This window comes from Embleya sp. NPDC008237 (assembly GCF_042956465.1).
Taxonomy (GTDB): domain Bacteria; phylum Actinomycetota; class Actinomycetes; order Streptomycetales; family Streptomycetaceae; genus Embleya.
This window is the reverse complement of the sequence record NZ_JBIBGL010000002.1, coordinates 51,045-67,396: the sequence shown is the minus strand read 5'-3', so window position 1 is coordinate 67,396 and position 16,352 is coordinate 51,045. Positions and strand designations below refer to the sequence as shown.

The window sequence follows — 16,352 nt, the reverse complement described above, 5'->3', positions numbered from 1 at the left end:
GTTCGCGAACTTCTTTCCGAAGTCTTTCGATAAACCGTCGACCGCCTTTTCGGCCGGTCCTTCGACGACTACCGTGTTTGGGGTGAATACACCTGTGCAGACCGGGAAATGGTTGCTTCGAAAGCCGCCGGAAGACAGCGGATCACTGTTGTTCTGCTTCCCGTACGCGGGGGTCGGTGCCTCCTCGTACCGGCAGTGGCCGCAGACGCTGCCCGACGGCACCGCCGTGTGCGCGCTTCAGCCGCCCGGCCGGGAGAATCGCTTTCGCGAGAGCGCGCCCACCGACCACGCCGGCTTCGCCGCGGACCTCGTCGCGCAGCTTGCGCCGCTGCTCGACCGACCGTTCGCCTTCATCGGGCACTGCGGCGCAGTGCCGTTCGCGCTGGAGACGATCCTGACCCTGGAGGATCGGGGACTGCCGCTGCCCGAGCGGCTGTTCGCGTCCAGCTGGGGTGCCCCGCACAAGGGCCTGTACGGCGAGCTGAACTTCGTCGACCTGGACACCGCCGATCTGGCGGCGGAGGTACGGCAGCGGTATCGGCAGACCGGCCAGGGCGAACCGCCGGACGAGATGGCCGAACTCGGCGCCCGGGTCCTGCGCGAGGACCTGGTGCTGCAACGCCCCTACCGCTACGACGTGACCCGCAGGCTGCCGTGTCCGGTGACGGTGATCTCCTGGTCCGAGGACGACGTGGTGCCGCCGGAGACGGTGGCGCCGGGGTGGGCGGAGTGCGCGGACGTGCGCGTGGTGGCGCTGGCGGGCAGGCACCTGGATTTCCTGCGCTGCCCCAAGGTTCTCGTGGACGTCGTGACGGAGGATCTCGCCCGCGCCGGGGCACCCGACTGACCGCACATCAGGCTCGGACGGGCGAGGGGCGGTGAGCGACCGGAAGCACCGGTCGGGCACCGCCCCTCGTCTCGTCGTGTCGCGTTTCGTGCCTCGGCTCGTCGTCCCGACCGGTCGCCCTTCGTCTCGGCGCCGTGCTCCCGTCGCCGGGCGCCGGCCGCCGGTCACCCGAGCCGGGTCACGCGGCCGGGCATCCGGCATCCGGCATCGATCGCTCGCGCCGGGTCACGGCGTCCGGCGTCCGGCGTCCGGCGTCCGGCGTCGGCAGAGTCGCTCAGGCCGAGTGGGCCAGTTCGCGGGCCAGTTCGGCCGGCGTCGGGTTGAGCATCAGCGCCCGGACCTTGAGCGGCACGCCGAGCCGCTCGGCGATCAGCCGCACCGCTCGGCCGGCGCTCAGCGACTCGCCGCCGAGCAGGAAGAAGTCGTCGTGCACGCTGAGGTGTTCGCGACCCAGGATCTCCTCCCACACCCGCACCAGAGCCTCCTCCACCGCCGTACGCTGCTCGCCGGCGTCGGGGCCCGGGCCGGCCGCGGGCGCCCAGTCGGGCATCGGCAGCGCGTTGCGGTCGATCTTGTCGCCCGAATTGAGCGGCAGGGCGTCCAGCCGCACGAACAGCTGCGGCACCATGTGGTCCGGCAACACCCGGGCGAGTTCGCGGCGCAGGGCGTGGGTGTCCAGGCCGTCCGATGCCACCACGTAGGCGACGAGGCGCCGGACGCCCCGTGGGTCCTCCGGGGCCGCGACCGCCGCCGCGCGTACGCCCTCGGCGGCCAGCAGTGCCTGTTCGACCTCGCCCACCTCGACCCGCATGCCCGCGATCTTGAGCTGGTGATCGGCTCGGCCCCGGTGTTCGAGGACCCCGTCCGCGCGGAAGCGGACCAGGTCGCCGGTGAGGTAGAGCCGACCGCCCGGCACGTCGCCGAACGGGTCCGGCACGAAGCGCTCGGCCGTCTGCCGCGCGGTCAGGTATCCGCGCGCCTGCTCGGGCCCGGAGACCGCCAGTTCGCCGACCACGCCGGGCGGGACGAGCCGCAGTTCGCGATCGAGGACGTACAGCCGGGCGCCGGGCCACGGGCGCCCGATCGGCGGCGGCAGGGTGCGATCGCGTGCCGTCGCGGTATGCGAGGTGATCGGTCGTTCCCGCGGGATCAGCGGCGAGGTGACGATGTTGACCTCGTTGGCGCCGTACCAATTGCCCACCTCGAACGGCAGTTCGGCGGGCGCCCAGCGGCGCACCCGATCGCTCCCGGTCAACAGGGTGCGCAGCGGGGTGCGGGCGGGCCAGGGGATGCCGAGCAGCGCCTCCGCGAGCGGAGCCACCACGAACACCTGGGTGATCTCCCGGGACAGCAGCCAGTCGCGCAGGTGTTCCGGCGTGGACAGGTCCTCGTCCGCCGCGATCTGCAACGACGCGCCGGCGACCAGGTGGGCCCACACCACGACCGTCACCGACACGTTGGTCTGCGGCGGGAAGGTCCACCCGCCGCGCTCCCGCGCCGTCACCCCGTGCGCGCGGATCTGCGCCAGGGCCGCGTGCGCCACGCCGCGGTGGGTGACGACGACCAGTTTGGGTGTGCCGGTGGACCCGGAAGTCTGTACCAGGAAGGCCGAATCGGCCCACGTCGGCTCCGGCAGCGGCCGTCGGGGGGCGGCCGGGCCGGGGACGCAACCGGTCGGCGCGAGCACCAGGACGTGCTTCGCCTCCGGCGGCAGGGTGCGTTCGAATCGGCGCGTGGTCACCACGAGCCGCGCCCCGGCCTGCTCGAGGAAGCGGCCCAGGTAGGCGTCGGGCGCCTTGGGGTCGAGCATCAGCGCGGCGGCGCCCGCACGGTGCACGGCGAGCATCGCCACGACCGACTCGGGGCAGCGGGGCATGCACAGGCCGACCACCGTGCCCGGCCCGCTTCCCGCCGCCAGGAGCCGGTGGGCCAGGGCGTCCGCGCGCGCGTCGAGTTCGCCGTACGTCAGCGTCTCGTCCCGGTACCCGAGGGCGACCGCGTCCGGCGTGGCCGCCGCCCGCTCGGCGAGCAACCGCCCGAGCGGGCGCAACGCGTCGGGAATGTCCGGCGTGGCCCCCCAGGTGCGCAGCAGCGCATGGTCCTGGGGCCCGAGCGGGTCCAGGTCCGCGACGCGGGTGTGCGGACGGCGGGAGATGCCGTCGAGCAGGCGCAGGACGTGCCGACCGAATCGTGCGGCGGTGTCGGCGTCGATCAGGTCCGCGTCGTGGGTGACCTCCAGGTGTGCGGCATCGCGCTCGGCGTCCCGGACCAGGGTGAGCGTCAGTTCGGCGGTGCCCGCCCGCGCGGGCCCGGACCGGCCCGGCTCCGCGTCACCGCCCGCCCGCGCGGGCCCGGACCCGCCGACGTCGGCGTCCCCCGGCCCCGCAGGTGCGCGTCCTCCGCCGTCTGCGTCGCGCGCCCCGCCGGGCCCGGGCCGGCCGGAGTCCGCGCCGGGCGCGCGGGAGGAGCCGGAGCAATCGGCATACTCCCCCCGGACCCGAAAGCCTGCGGAGTAGCGGGCCGGCCGGTCGGATCCGGTGACCTCGGCGGCCTCCCGCAACCACCGGTCCGCCTCGGCGATCGCCTCCGCGCCGGTGGCACGCGGGTCACCGGTCACCCGGATCATCCGGGCGGCGGGGTGGGCGGCCCGGCCGCTGCCGGCCCGGTCCGAATCGGCCGCGGCGGCCCGCGGCCCCGGCTCGTCCGGTCGCGCCGCCGAGTCCGTGGTGATCACGAGCGCACGCGCGCCGGTGTATCGCCGTAGGACGGCGACGTAGGCGGCGAGCACGGTGGCCGACGTCGGCCGGCGGTCCGGCATGTCGTCGGGGGCGGCGACCACGTGCGTCCGGGTGTGCAGCACCGGGCCGTTGCCCCTGGCCGCCTCCATGGGCAGGTCGAGCAGGGTCGTCGGCGCGTCGTCCCCGGTCCGGTCCCGGTCGGGCGGCGGGTCGGCGGGGCTCTCGCCCATCAGTCCACGGCCAGGCGCTCGCGGACGCTGCGCGGGCGCATGTCGGTCCAGACGCGTTCGATGTGATCGAGGCACTCCTGCCTGCTGCCGCCGGTGCCCTCCGCATGCCACCCGTCCGGCAACGCACGATCGGCGAACCAGATGGAATATTGGTCCTCGTCGTTCACCACGACGTTGTAGACGCGGTCGTCCGCCTGCTCCTCCATCGAACTCTCCAATTGTCGTCGGGCATGTCCTCGGGTGGTTGTCGCCCGATGGGCAGTCGTCGGGTGGGCCGTCGTCGGGTCCGGTGTATCGGGCCGGCCGGTGCGTATCGACTCGGACGGATCGACTCCGGCGTGAATTCCACCACGCCCAGAATTACCCATCGGGTCCGGATCCCGGAAGGGCACGGGAAATACTCCGGAAAGGGCCGACGGGTTCCTGAAAGATAATCGACGGCGCGTCGGATTCCGGCGCACGATGCCGGTTCGGGGCGACGCGTGCCCTCGTCCGGCGACGCGTGCCCTCGTGTCCGTCGTGCGATGACGCGCGCGACGGTGTCGACCGCCCCGGGCAACCCGAGGAGGCTTCCGGTGAGCGATTCCGCACTCGTGGATCTGCGCTCGGACACGGTGACCCAGCCGACCGCGCGGATGCGCGAGGCCATGGCCACGGCCCGGGTCGGCGACGACTTCTACGGCGAGGACCCGACCGTACGTGCCCTGGAGGAGCGGGCCGCACGGCTGGTCGGCACCGAGGACGCGCTGTTCGTGATCGGCGGCACGATGGCCAATCTGGCCGCGGTGATGGCGCTGGTCCCGCCCGGCCACGAGGTGCTCGCGGAGGCCGACTCCGACCTGGTCCGCTGGGAGTCGCACTCCACCTCCGGCCTCGCCGGTGTGCAACTCACGCCGATTCGCGGGCACTCGGGCATGTTCGGCGCCGAGCACATCGCCGAATCGCTCGCCCGCGACGACTGGCGGGCCCCGCGCACCGGCCTGGTCTCGGTGGAGAACACGCACAGCGCGAGCGGTGGTTCGGTATGGGACCTGGATCGCCTGGGCGAGGTCTCGGCGGCCTGCCGCGCGGCCGGAGTCCCGCTGCACTGCGACGGCGCCCGGCTGTTCAACGCGTGCCTGGCGGGCGGATATCCGCCCACCGCCGTCGGAGCACTCTGCGACACGTTGACGTTCTCCCTGTACAAGGGACTGGGTGCGCCGATGGGTTCGTTGTTGTGCTGCACGGCCGAGGTGCGGGTGCGCGCGGCCGACGTGCGCCGGCGCCTGGGCGCGACGCTGCGGCAGGTCGGCGTCGTGGCCGCGGCCGGCTCGATCGCGCTGGACGGGATCGACGAACTCGCCGCCGATCACCGGCGTGCGGCCGAACTCGCCCGCGGACTGCGCGAGGTGCTGCCCGAGTGGGCGGCGCCGGACCCGCCGCCCACCAACATCGTCACGATGCCGATCGGCGACCCGGCTGCGCCGTTCGTGGCGGCGCTGGCCGCACACGGCGTACTGGTCACCGAAGTGGTTCCGGGCGTGGTCAGGTTCGTCACCCACCGGGACGTCTCGGACGCGGACGTGGCGCGGGCCGTGCACGCCGCCGCGCGGGCCGCGGCCGCCCTGAGCGCATCGGCGGTGCCCGCATGAGCGCCGCCGACCCGGCTCTCCCCCGCCCCCCGGTCGTCCCCGTCCCGGAGCGTCCCGCGCCGCTGTCGACCGCGCAGGCCCGGCTGTGGTTCGTGCACACCAGCAGGCCGCCGACCGCCGAGTACAACCTCCAGGTCGCGCTGTTGCTGCGCGGGAAGCCCGACGTCGACGCGCTCGTCGGCGCGATCCACCGCCTCGTGCGCCGCCACGAACCACTGCGCACCGTGGTCGAACCACGGCCCGCCGGGCCGCCGGTACAGCGCGTCCTGGCCGAGGGCCCGCCCACCGTGGACCATCGACCGGCCGCGCCCGGCGCGGACGCCATGGAGCGCGCCGTCGCGACGGCGACCGAGGAGCTGCGGCACGTCTTCGACCTGGAACGCGAACCCCCGCTGCGGGTCCGGCTGGCCGGCCTGGGCGACCCGGACGGCGCCGTCGTGCTGGTCCTGACCCTGCATCACCTCGCCTTCGACGGCTGGTCCACCGCGATCCTGCTGCGCGAACTCGCCGAGGACCTGCGCCGGGGCGGCGTCCCGGAACTGCCCGCCCCCGAGGTCTCCTACAGCGACTACGCCTGGTGGGAGCGGCAGACGCTGGACCGCGAACGCGAATCGCTGCTGCGGCACTGGCGCAGCGCGCTGGCGGGCGTGACGGAGTTGGAGCTGCCCACCGACCGGCCGGGACACGGGGTCGGCGGGGCGATGGGCACGGTGCAGCACGAGGTGTCCCCCGCGACCGTGCGGCGCCTGCGCGCGGTGGCCGCGCAGGCGGGCGCGAGCTCGTTCGCGGTCGCGCTGGCCGCGTGGTTCGCGGTGCTCGGCCGCTACGGCGGTCAGCGCGACTTCGTGGTGGGCACCCCGGTCAGCGGGCGCACGGACCTGGCCCTGGAGCCGCTGATCGGCTGCTTCGTCAATACGCTGTGCCTGCGTTCGGCGCTGCGCCCGGACGAGCCCTTCGTCGATCTGGTGCGCCGTACCCATCTGACACTCGCCGACGCGCTGGCCCATCAGGCGTTGCCCTTCGAGGAGTTGGTCCGCGCGCTGCGTCCGGATCGGCGCAACGATCGCAACCCGCTCTTCCGCGCCTTCTGCTCCTCGGTGGATGCCCCGCCCTCCCTTGAACTCGACGGTTTGGACTGCGAGTTCGTGGCACCCGAGTACGAGCTGAGTCGCTTCGACCTGAACGCCACGTTCCTGCTCGGCGGACCCCGGCCGATGGTCCGCCTCGACTACAGCAAGGCCCTGTTCGACGACGCCACCGGCGCGGATCTGGCCGCCCGACTGGGCGTGTTCCTCGACTGGGCGGTGAGCCGGCCCGATCGCGCCGTGCGCGACGTGGCCTGGATGACCCCGGGCGAGCGGCGGCGGATCCTCGACAGCTTGAAGGGGGAAGACCTCGAATGACCGAGCCGGGAAGGTTGTCGGTGCAGGCCCGCCGTCGGGCCCTGCGGTCCGTGCTGCGCCGGATCGACCACGAGGCGCGGGACCGGGAGTTCACCGAGTCGCGCCCCGAGGGCGCCGAGGTGCCGCTCACGCTGGACCAGGAGTGGCTGTACACGGCCGCGTCGGCGGTGCCGGACCTGGCCCGGATGGCGGTCGCGGGCCGCCTGGAGACCGGGCACCGGCTCGACCACGAACGGCTGCGCGCCGCGGTCGAATCCGTCGCGGCGGCAACTCCCGCGCTGGGCCTGCTCGTCGGCGAGCGCGGCGGCGCCCTCGTGCAGACGCCGGGTCGAGGTGCCCGGGTGGATTGGCACGACTCGCCGGACGAGCCCGCGTGGACCGAGCCGTTCGACCCTCGGCACGGTCCGCTGTGCCGCGCGGCGATCACCGACGGCGGGGCGAACCGGGCGGGCGAGCCGGACACCGTGTTGTCGCTGGCCGTCGCCCGACATGCCCTCGACCGGACCTCCGTGGGGCTGCTCCTGGCCGCCGTCGCACGTGCCTACGAGGACGGCACGGCGCCGCCGGTGGGCGGATTCGACGTCGCGGACCACGCGTACTGGCATCGTCGTCGGTTCGGCCCGGAGCGCCTGGCCGACCTGCTGCCCAGGGCTGCCGACCGCCTGGGACCGGCGCGACCCTCGCTGCTGCCCTACGACCGACCGCCCGTCGCCGGGCCGCCGTCCGCGGCGGGTGCCGCACTGCGCCGCCCGGCGCCCGCGCCCGTCGACCCGCCGGTCGCGCTGGTGGCCGCGGTGGGTGCGGCCCTGCGCCGGTTCGGCGCCTCCTCGCCGCTGCGGTTGGGCCTGGACGATCCCGGTCGGCACACCCCGCAGACCGAGCACCTGGTGGGTCGGCTCGGCACCGCCGGCGTGCTGGCGTTGCGGATCGACGGCGGCGTGGACGCGGCCTCGCTCACGGACCGCGCCCGGGAGGCCGTCGCGGCATCCGGGTCGGATCCGTTGCCGATCGCCGCGCTGGCCGACCTGCAACCGCCCACGTGGGGGGCGGAACCGCTGCTCCCGGTGGGCCTGGAGGCCGTGTCCCTGCCGGCGCCGCGAGTGGCCGGCGGCCCCGCCCGGATCCGGCTGCTGCCCTCGCCCGTGCCGATGTACGACCTCGAACTGGTGCTGACCGGTGATCCGAGCGGAGCGGCCGAACTGCTCGCCGAATACGATCCCGACCTCTTCGACCGGTCCACGGTCGACGCGCTCACGGCCCTCGTGGCGCGCTTCCTGGACCCGGCGGCGAGTGCCGAGCGGGAGCAGGCACCGCGGACCGGGACGCGGCCGGCCGCAGGCGTCGTGTCCTCGCCGCGCGCGGGTGCCGTACCCCCGCCGCCGGCCCGCGCGGGGGCGTCACCCGCGACGCCGCCGCACGCGGACGCCACACCCGCGACCCCCCGGGATGGCGACTTCGGCAGCGTCGATGCCTTGGCCGGATGGGCCGCTCGGTCCCCGGACGACGTGGTGATCGGCGCACCGCGCGGCACGATGACGGCAGCGCGCGCCGCGGCGGCCGTGCGCACGATTCGGGAGGCGCTGGCCGAGGCCGGCGTACGGGTCGGGGACGCGGTGGTCCTGCACGCCGACGACTCCGCCGCCGGCGCCGTCGCGCTGCCCGCCGCGCTCGGCTTCGGGGCGGACGTTCTGGTGCGCTGCGCCGCGGACCCACAGGCCTGGTCGGAGCGGGTGGCGCACGCGGCCCACGCGCGGTTCGAGTTGTTCCCGGACGGCACGATCACCCCGATCCCGACCGCCGATGATCAGCCGCGCACGGCATCGACCCGCCCGCCCGGCGACGCCCCGGGCGCACTCCTTGTCGGCCTGCGGGCGTACCCGTCGCCACGCGTGCTGCGGCTCCCCTCCCCCGCGCTGCTGCGCGCCGCGGCCCGGCACGCCGACGCCTCGGGGCTGTCCGCCTCGGACGTGTTCGCACCCGACTTCGAGTGGGGCGGCGAGGAAGCGGCGATCTGTGTCCTGGCCGCCGCCTGCTCCGGCGCCGCGCTGCTGCTGCCCACCGGTGGTACGGCCGACGCGCGTTTCGACGCGCTGGCCGAGGCCGGCGCCACGGTGGCCGAACTGCCGTACACGTTCGCCGAGTCCGTCCCGGTGCACCTGTTGGAGCTGCGCTCCTCGTATCGGCGGCTCACCGAGCCCGCCGCGCCGGGCGAGCAGGATGCCGGGGCGCCGCGCGGCCGCTGGTGGGCCGCGGCGGCCCCGGACGCCGTGCTGACCGGCCCGGACCCGCGCGGCTCGACCTGCCCGGCACCCCACCACGTGCTCAACGACGACCTGATGGCCGTGCCCGTCGGCGGCACCGGGACGTTGTGGGCCCCGGTGGACCCCGGCGCGGGCTACCTCGGCGAACCAGCCGCCTGCGCAACGGACTTCAGGCCCGATCCGGCCGGCACCGGCGGTCGGGTGGTGAACACCGGCGCGCTGGTCCGGGTCGGCGCCGACGGCACGCTGCGCCTGGTCCGACTGCCCGAGGACCGGGTGTGCGCGCGCGGTCGCTCGATCCTGGTCGAGGACCTCGCGGCAGCCCTCACCCGACGGACCGGCCGGCCGGCCGCGGCGGGTGTGCAACCGCTCGACTGGGGCCGGGCCGAGCATCCGTACGCGGCGATCTGCGCACCCGCCGGGCCGGATCCGACACCGGAGGGCCTGGTCGACCTGCTCCGCCGGGACCTGCCGGCCGTCGCCGTGCCCGAACGTGTACTCGTGGTCGAGGCGGACGACTCCGACGACTCCGACGACGCCCACGACGCCCACGACGCCGCGGCGGCGATGCCCGCGGGCGCCGACCTCGACCACGCCGCCCGGGCCGCCGCCGAACGCAACGCCCGGTTCGACTCCCGCCCGTACACACCGCCCGAGACCGACACGGAACGCGCCCTGGTGCGGGACGTACTCGTTCCGGTCCTGGGTGTGCCCCGGGTGGGCCGCGACGACAACTTCTTCGGACTCGGCGGCACCTCCCTCCAGTTGATCCAGGTGCTGGCCCGGGTGCACGCGACCCACGGTGTGGACGTCGCTCCCGCCGATGTGTTCGCGGCTCCCACGCTGCGCCGGCTCGCCGAGTCGATCGACCGCGTCCGTACCGTCGAGTCCCGGGATCTGCACACCATCGACGAACTGCTCACCACCGTGGAGGACACCCCCGACGACGCCCCGGAGCCCGCGACGCAACTCCCGTCGGAGCACGCACCGGACGGCATCGCGAAGGCGGATCCGAACGACCCGAATCGACTCTCGTGAGGTCACCGTGGCAGTGGATACCCCCGCAGACGGCCGCTCCGTTCCCGATCGCGTGCCCCTTTCCCCCGCCCGGCAGGACGTGCTCGTCGCCACGGCCCTGGACGACTCGGCACGCGGACCCGCCCGCCGGGCCCACCTGCCCCTGCCCGAGGCATCGGCGGCCGACGTACACAAGGCCTGGCTCGAACTCATGTCCCTGCGACCGGGGTTGGCCATCGGCGTCGACTGGTCGCAGGCACAGCCCGCGCTCGTGCACACCGGCATCGCGCCGCCGTTCCTGCGGGACGACGACCCGGCGGCGGACGAACGCGCCGCCGACGAGGAGACCCGAAGCGGAATCCCGACGGAGCAGGCTGCCGCGCTGGGCCGCCTCGTGTGGTCGGACGCGACGCGCGAGGCCGTGCTGACCTACCACCCGCTGCTGGTCGACGAGTTGGGCGCGCACCTGCTCCTGAGCGACCTGGCGGCCCTGGTCCGCGGCGAACGGCCGGTGGATCGGCCGGACGACCTCGCGCTCCGTCCGGACCCCGCGGAGCAGGCCGAGGCGACCGACTTCTGGCGGCGCTCGCTCGCCGATGTCGACGGCGTCACACCGCTGTTCCCCGATCCCCCCGCCCGGTCCGGCCACGAGCCCGGCACGGTGCGGGTCGCGCTGTCCGCTCCCGTGACCGCCGCGGTCCGCGAGTTCGCCACGTCCGCGCACTCGTGCAAGCTGCGCGTCGTCGCCGCCGCATGGGCCTCCGTGGTGGCCAGGTTCCGCGGCGAACCGCTCGCCGTGATCGGGCTGTCGGTGGACACCCGGCCCGCCGCCCTGCGCGCCTGCCTGAGCCCCTTCGAACGCACCCTGCCCACACCCGTGCGGCTGGACGACACCCCCGCGGCGGCCTGGATCGCCGAACTGTCCGAGTGGATGGAACAGGCCCGCGCCCACGGGCAACTCCCGGGCGCGGTGTTGCACGAACTCTCCGGTGCGGAACGCGGCCCGGCGCTGTACGACTCGGTGGTCGACGCGCGCGACGACGGGTCCGTGCCGGCGCCGGAACCGGCCGGGCCCGCGCTCGTCGTCGGCGTCGAGGACGACGGTGCGACGCTGACCCTGGTGGCCCGATACGCACCGGAGGTCACCGATGCCGAGCAGGTGGGTCGGCTGCTGCGCGCCACCGCGGCCGTGCTCGCCGGGGCCGCCGCCGCGCCCGACACCCCGATGAGCCGGCTTCCCCTGGTCGACGCGAGCGAGTGGGCGGCGCTGAACGCGCACAACGACACGGCGGTGGAGCATCCGCGCGAGACCTGCCTGCACCGGCACGTCGAGGATCAGGTGGACCGCACACCGGACCGCCCCGCCCTGGTCCACGAGGGCGAATCGATGAGCTACGCCGAGCTGGACCGCGCCGCGAACCGTCTGGCGCACCACCTGATCGACCTCGGCGTGCGACCCGACACCATCGTGGGACTGTGCGCGGAGCCGGGATTCGAGCTGAACATCGCCATCCTGGCGATCCTCAAGGCGGGCGGTGCCTACGCCCCGCTGGACCCCTCGTTCCCGCCGGACCGGCTGGCCTACCTGGCCGAGGACCTGGACTGCCCGGTGGTGCTCGTACAGAGGCACCTCGTCGGGTTGTTGCCTGGGGCACGCAACCCGGTGGTCCTGGACGAGCCGCAGGCGTGGGCGCATCATCCGAGCGATCGGCCGCACACCGCGGTGGCTCCGGACAACCTCGCCTACGTGATGTACACCTCCGGCTCCACCGGTCGCCCCAAGGGCGTACTGGTCCAGCACGGCGGCGCGGTCAATTTCGTCTGGTGGATCAGCCGGCTCTACGAACTGAAACCGGACGAGGCCGCGTTGCAGTGGACCGCGTACAGCTTCGACGCCGCCGTATGGGAACTGTTCTGGCCGCTGTTCGTCGGGGCGCGAGCCGTTCTCGCCCCGCCGAGGCTGCACTTGGACCTGAACCGCTTCACCGAGTTGATCCGCGCCGAACGCGTCGCCACCCTGCACTTCGTGCCGGCGATGCTGCAGACGTTCCTCACCGCCGAGGACGCCGCCGCGTGCACGTCGCTGCGCTTCGTCTTCGCCAGCGGCGAGCCGATCCCGCCCACGCTCGCCGAGCGGTTCCACGCGACGCTGGACGCGGATCTGATCAACCTGTACGGCGTCACGGAGGTCTCCATCGACACCACCTTCCATGTGGTGCCCCGGGAGCGCGGGTTGCCGTTCGTGCGATCCGGGCGGCCGATGAACAACGAGACGACGTACGTCCTGGACCGGCACCTGGCGCCGGTGCCGTTCGGCGCGCGCGGGGAGGTGTACATCGGCGGCGCGAGCGTCACGCGCGGCTACCACGGGCGTCCGGGCCTGACCGCCGACCGTTTCGTGCCCGACCCGTTCGCGGGCGGCGGGGCCAGGCTGTATCGCACCGGGGATGTGGCGACCCTGCTGCCGGACGGCAACCTGCACTTCCTGGGCCGCAGCGACCATCAGGTGAAGGTGCGCGGCATCCGGATCGAACTGCACGAGGTGGAAGCGGAGATCGCCGCACACCCCGGGGTCCGCGAATGCCTGGTCGTCCCGTGGGGCGACGGCAGCGAACGCAGCCTCGCCGGCTACATCGTGCCGCGTGCGGACGACCTGGACGTGGCCGAGTTGCGCGCCTTCCTCTCCGCGCGGATGCCCGGCTACATGGTGCCGACCTCGATCTCGCTGCTCTCCGCGTTCCCGCTCGGGCACACCGGCAAGATCGACCGCAAGGCGTTGCCCGCGCCCCGGCGCAGCATCGACGAACGCTTGACCGCCGGTGTGGCGCCGCGCACCGACACCGAGCGCGGCGTCGCGCAGATCTGGCAGGAGGTGTTGCGCGTACCGAGCGTCGGCGTGCTCGACGACTTCTTCGCCGTGGGCGGCAATTCGCTGCTCGCCACTCGGGTGATCGCCGCCGTGCGCAGCCGGTTCGGGGTCCGCCTGCCGCTGCGCACATGGCTGGAGTCCAGCGCCGTCGCGGACCTGGCCGCCGCCATCGACCGGTACCGCGAGGGCGAGGAGAGCGTGGCCGCGCTGGTCGCCGAGGTCGCGGATCTGGCCGAGGACGAGGTGCCGGAGCCGGGCCGATGAGCACGGACACCGGAGCGGATCTGCGCGCGCGCATGGCGGCGCTGTCGCCGGCCAAGCGCGAACTGCTGACCGCGCGCCTGGCCGAACGCGGGCTCCTGCACCACCTGGACGGCGGCCCCGAGCGGGTCGAGGCGGAGCCGGACCGGGTCACCACGAAGCAGGAGTCGTTGTGGCGGGCCCATCGGGACGGCGACGACGGCGCCTTCCACCACGTCGGCCTGGTGTGCGGCTTTGCGCCGGAGCGCGACCCCGAGGACGTGGCCCGGGCCGTACGTCGGGCGGTCGAGTCGCACGAGGCGCTGCGCGGCTCCTACGTCCCGGACGGACTCGGCGGTGTGCGGGTGCGCGTCCACGACGCCGACGACGTACCGGTGGAGCGGGTCGTCGCGGCGTCGCCGGATCCGGCGCACGCCTTCCGCGCGGCCGGGCAACTGGCCGTGGCGGACGGGCGATCACCGTTTCGGCTGGATCGACCGCCGGTGCGTTTGCGGGTGCTGGACGCCCGGCCGGCGGCGGTGTTGCTGACGGTGGTGGCACACGACATCGCGTGTGACCGGTACGGGCTGCGCACGGTCTTGTTGCCGGGGTTGTGCGGGGTGCCGGTACCCGGCCGGTTGCGGCCGCGCGACGTGGCCCACTGGCAACGACGCAGTCTGGTCTCCGGGGTGATCCGCGAGCAACTCGGCCGAAGTACCGCCCGCTTGGCCGGGGCGGCGCCGCTCGACCTGCCCGACTCCGGGGTCCGGGAGGGCGCGCGGATCCCGGTGCGGATCGACGGTGCGACCGGCCGCGGGCTGGACCACCTGGCGCGATCGACCGGATCGAGCCTGTTCGCCGTGCTGTTGGCGGCCTGGGGCTCGACGGTGGCCGAGTGGCACGACCGCCCGGAGGTCCTGGTGGGGTGTTGCACCTCGGGTCGCCAGCGGCCGGAACTGGGCGCTGTGCTCGCCGATTTGGCCAATACGCTCGTGGTCCGGGTGCCAGGTCGGCCGCAGCCGGCGGGCGCCGCCTCGATCCACCGGATCCGGGACGAGCTGACGGCGGCGCTGGGCGACGGCGACGCGCCCTTCGAGCGCGTCTTCGCCGCCCTGACCGGCGCCGAGGCCGTCCTGGACCAGGACATCCGGGTGCGGCTGACCCTGGACGAGGAGGACGGGACGGCGTCCCTGCCCGGCTGCCTCGGCGTCGAGGACGTGGACTTCGGCTTTGCGAAGACCTCGTTGAGCCTGGAGTTGGCCATCCGGCCGGATCGGGGGCCGACGGGCGTCGTGGCCTATCGACCGTCGGACGTGCCCCGCGCGGCCGCGGCGCAGTTGACCGGGATGTTGCACGCGCGATTGGCTGCGCTGTCCCGGCTCACCGGTTGAACCGCCGCGCGGGTGCACGTCCTGATGCGCGTCGAGCGGGAGCACGTCCCGATCCGCGGTGTACGGACGGGTGAGTCGTCGGTGCCCGATGCGCGGTCACGGGTCGGGCGTCAGTGCCCGCCGGCGCTCGACCAGACGAGGTCGCCTTCCCGCGGGTCGTGGATGTCGAGGAGATATCCTCGACCCCAGGCGGTACGGATGGACAGGTGCAGGGAGCCGATGCGTCGGCGCAGCCGCAGGATGCGCAGGTCCAGCGCGTTGCGCCGCTGGGCACAGTCGCCCGGCCACACCCGGCGGACCAGGCTTTCCCGGGACACGACCTCCTGGAACGACTCCACCAGGACCCGCATCAGATCCGCCTCGGCCGGAGACAACGACAGTCGGCGTCCGCCGAACCGCAGCACACCCTCACGATCGATGCACGGCAGAGCGCCCGCCTGGGCCCTGGCCGCGAGGGCGGCACGGCGGGCTCCGAAGTCCTCCCGGCTGATCGGTGGCCTGACCCAGTCCTCCAGGACGTTCAGCCCCGTGGGCACCGACACCCCGTGGCCCTCCAGGACCAGCAGGCAGGGCATCCCCCTCGATCTGCACACTGCGCGCTTTTCCGCCTCGGATGGCCATCGTAAAACCTTGACTTCCACATGATCACCATTTCGGAATGCTCATGGAAATTACGGGCTCACAGACGGTGAAGTCGGCCCGGCACGTCATTCGCCCACGACTGTCGGCGAACCTTCGTGTATCGACGCACCCGAACTCGGGCACATGTGTATATCGGGCCGGGATTCGTAATCCACGAATACGCCCGCCCGCCGTGCGCCGTCCCTCGCCACGCAAACCCGGCATTTGTTGTTTGTCTGCGATACCATGTCGCTCCGCGCCCATGCCCGGCGATGCGCCGCATCCACCGGGCGGCGACCCCATCCCCGTGACAGGCGGGCAAGACGCACCCGCAACAGGGTCCCCACACGGCCGACTCGCAGACTTACCGGCCCGATTCGACGCCGAGACCAACCGTTTTTCCTCGGCTCCGAGACACGAACGCAAACCGGATCCACCGCCGCGCCGTTCACGTCGTACCGTCGACGCCGCGATACCCGCCGACTGTGACACAATCTGTCCCGCTGCCATGATGCTAAACACATTTCGTTCGACGCAACCCTCACCGAGCGCTCGTGGCGGCATTTCCCGAGTGGAATAGCACGGCCGATCACACCGTGTTCGCCGACGCCTCACCGAGCGAAATCCCCGGGTCGACAAACGAGTGGTGGGGACGTCGGGTCGGGCTCTCGTCGACCCGCGAACACGGGCCCGCGTCCGTCAGGCCGGGGACGGCTCGCCGAACCAGCGGAGCCGGGCCGCCCCGAGCCGCCCGACCGGGTCGGTGGTCCGGTGGGCGGCCCAGGCGACCACACCGTCGGGCCGGACCGGCAAGGCCCTTCAAGCCCTGGCCGCCGAACGGCGAGTGCACGTGCGCCGCATCGCCCGCCGGCAGCCCCCGGCCCTTGCGGTGGGAGCTCGCCTGCCGGGCATTGTCGGTGAAGCGGGTCGCGGTGTGCACCTTCACGACCGTCACGTCCACCCCGGACACGGCACGCACGCTCGCCCGCAACTCCCCTGCGGTGGCCGGTGCTTCGGGGTCGCTCGACGGTACGTCGAACGTCGCGGTGAGGATCCGTCCCGGCATCGGGTGGTGTGCGTGGATGCCGATCCCGGTCGTGTTCC

General features: G+C 73.8%; 10 protein-coding genes and 1 pseudogene. 6 read left to right on the top strand and 5 right to left on the bottom strand.

Translation table 11 applies throughout. The annotated features are described in order from the left end of the window. The first annotated feature begins 82 nt into the window (after positions 1-82). Positions 83-847: a thioesterase II family protein gene (locus tag ACFZBU_RS03745; protein WP_391581843.1), complete on the top strand. Its 765-nt coding sequence runs from the start codon at positions 83-85 to the stop codon at positions 845-847. A 274-nt stretch (positions 848-1,121) separates the two neighbouring features. Here ACFZBU_RS03745 and ACFZBU_RS03740 read toward each other — a convergent pair whose 3' ends face one another. Both ACFZBU_RS03740 and ACFZBU_RS03735 read right to left on the bottom strand, forming a co-directional pair. Beyond that, the gene (locus ACFZBU_RS03740; protein ID WP_391581842.1) at positions 1,122-3,815 is read right to left on the bottom strand and encodes an AMP-binding protein; all 2,694 of its coding nucleotides are present in this window, start codon (positions 3,813-3,815) and stop codon (positions 1,122-1,124) included. Further along, positions 3,815-4,021 carry an MbtH family protein gene (locus ACFZBU_RS03735; RefSeq protein WP_391581841.1) on the bottom strand — a complete coding sequence of 69 codons (207 nt, stop codon included), beginning with the start codon at positions 4,019-4,021 and terminating at the stop codon, positions 3,815-3,817. The genes ACFZBU_RS03740 and ACFZBU_RS03735 overlap by 1 nt, the downstream gene beginning before the upstream one ends. Positions 4,022-4,390: 369 nt before the next feature. Between ACFZBU_RS03735 and ACFZBU_RS03730 the strand changes: the two genes are divergently transcribed. From ACFZBU_RS03730 to ACFZBU_RS03710, 5 genes are read left to right on the top strand one after another with little or no spacing between them, the layout of a single operon-like run. Continuing rightward, positions 4,391-5,446 carry a threonine aldolase family protein gene (locus ACFZBU_RS03730; RefSeq protein ID WP_391581840.1) on the top strand — a complete coding sequence of 352 codons (1,056 nt, stop codon included), beginning with the start codon at positions 4,391-4,393 and terminating at the stop codon, positions 5,444-5,446. Then, positions 5,443-6,849, top strand: coding sequence for a condensation domain-containing protein (locus ACFZBU_RS03725; RefSeq protein WP_391581839.1), 1,407 nt, complete (start codon positions 5,443-5,445; stop codon positions 6,847-6,849). Before ACFZBU_RS03730 ends, ACFZBU_RS03725 begins: the two co-directional genes overlap by 4 nt. Continuing rightward, positions 6,846-10,148, top strand: a complete 3,303-nt coding sequence (locus ACFZBU_RS03720) for a phosphopantetheine-binding protein (protein ID WP_391581838.1) — start codon at positions 6,846-6,848, stop codon at positions 10,146-10,148. Before ACFZBU_RS03725 ends, ACFZBU_RS03720 begins: the two co-directional genes overlap by 4 nt. 52 nt (positions 10,149-10,200) lie before the next feature. Next, positions 10,201-13,260: an amino acid adenylation domain-containing protein gene (locus ACFZBU_RS03715; RefSeq protein ID WP_391581837.1), complete on the top strand. Its 3,060-nt coding sequence runs from the start codon at positions 10,201-10,203 to the stop codon at positions 13,258-13,260. Continuing rightward, positions 13,257-14,627, top strand: a complete 1,371-nt coding sequence (locus ACFZBU_RS03710) for a condensation domain-containing protein (protein WP_391581836.1) — start codon at positions 13,257-13,259, stop codon at positions 14,625-14,627. Before ACFZBU_RS03715 ends, ACFZBU_RS03710 begins: the two co-directional genes overlap by 4 nt. Before the next feature lie 110 nt (positions 14,628-14,737). Here ACFZBU_RS03710 and ACFZBU_RS03705 read toward each other — a convergent pair whose 3' ends face one another. The 3 genes and pseudogenes from ACFZBU_RS03705 to ACFZBU_RS03695 all read right to left on the bottom strand — a co-directional run. Then, on the bottom strand, positions 14,738-15,202 hold the full coding sequence (locus tag ACFZBU_RS03705; protein WP_391581835.1) for a winged helix-turn-helix domain-containing protein: 465 nt from the start codon (positions 15,200-15,202) through the stop codon (positions 14,738-14,740). A 745-nt stretch (positions 15,203-15,947) separates the two neighbouring features. After that, positions 15,948-16,040, bottom strand: coding sequence for a hypothetical protein (locus tag ACFZBU_RS03700; protein WP_391582436.1), 93 nt, complete (start codon positions 16,038-16,040; stop codon positions 15,948-15,950). 40 nt (positions 16,041-16,080) lie between these two features. Beyond that, positions 16,081-16,314: pseudogene (locus tag ACFZBU_RS03695) on the bottom strand (FAD-dependent monooxygenase); the annotation flags it as partial. Between the last annotated feature and the right edge of the window lie 38 nt (positions 16,315-16,352).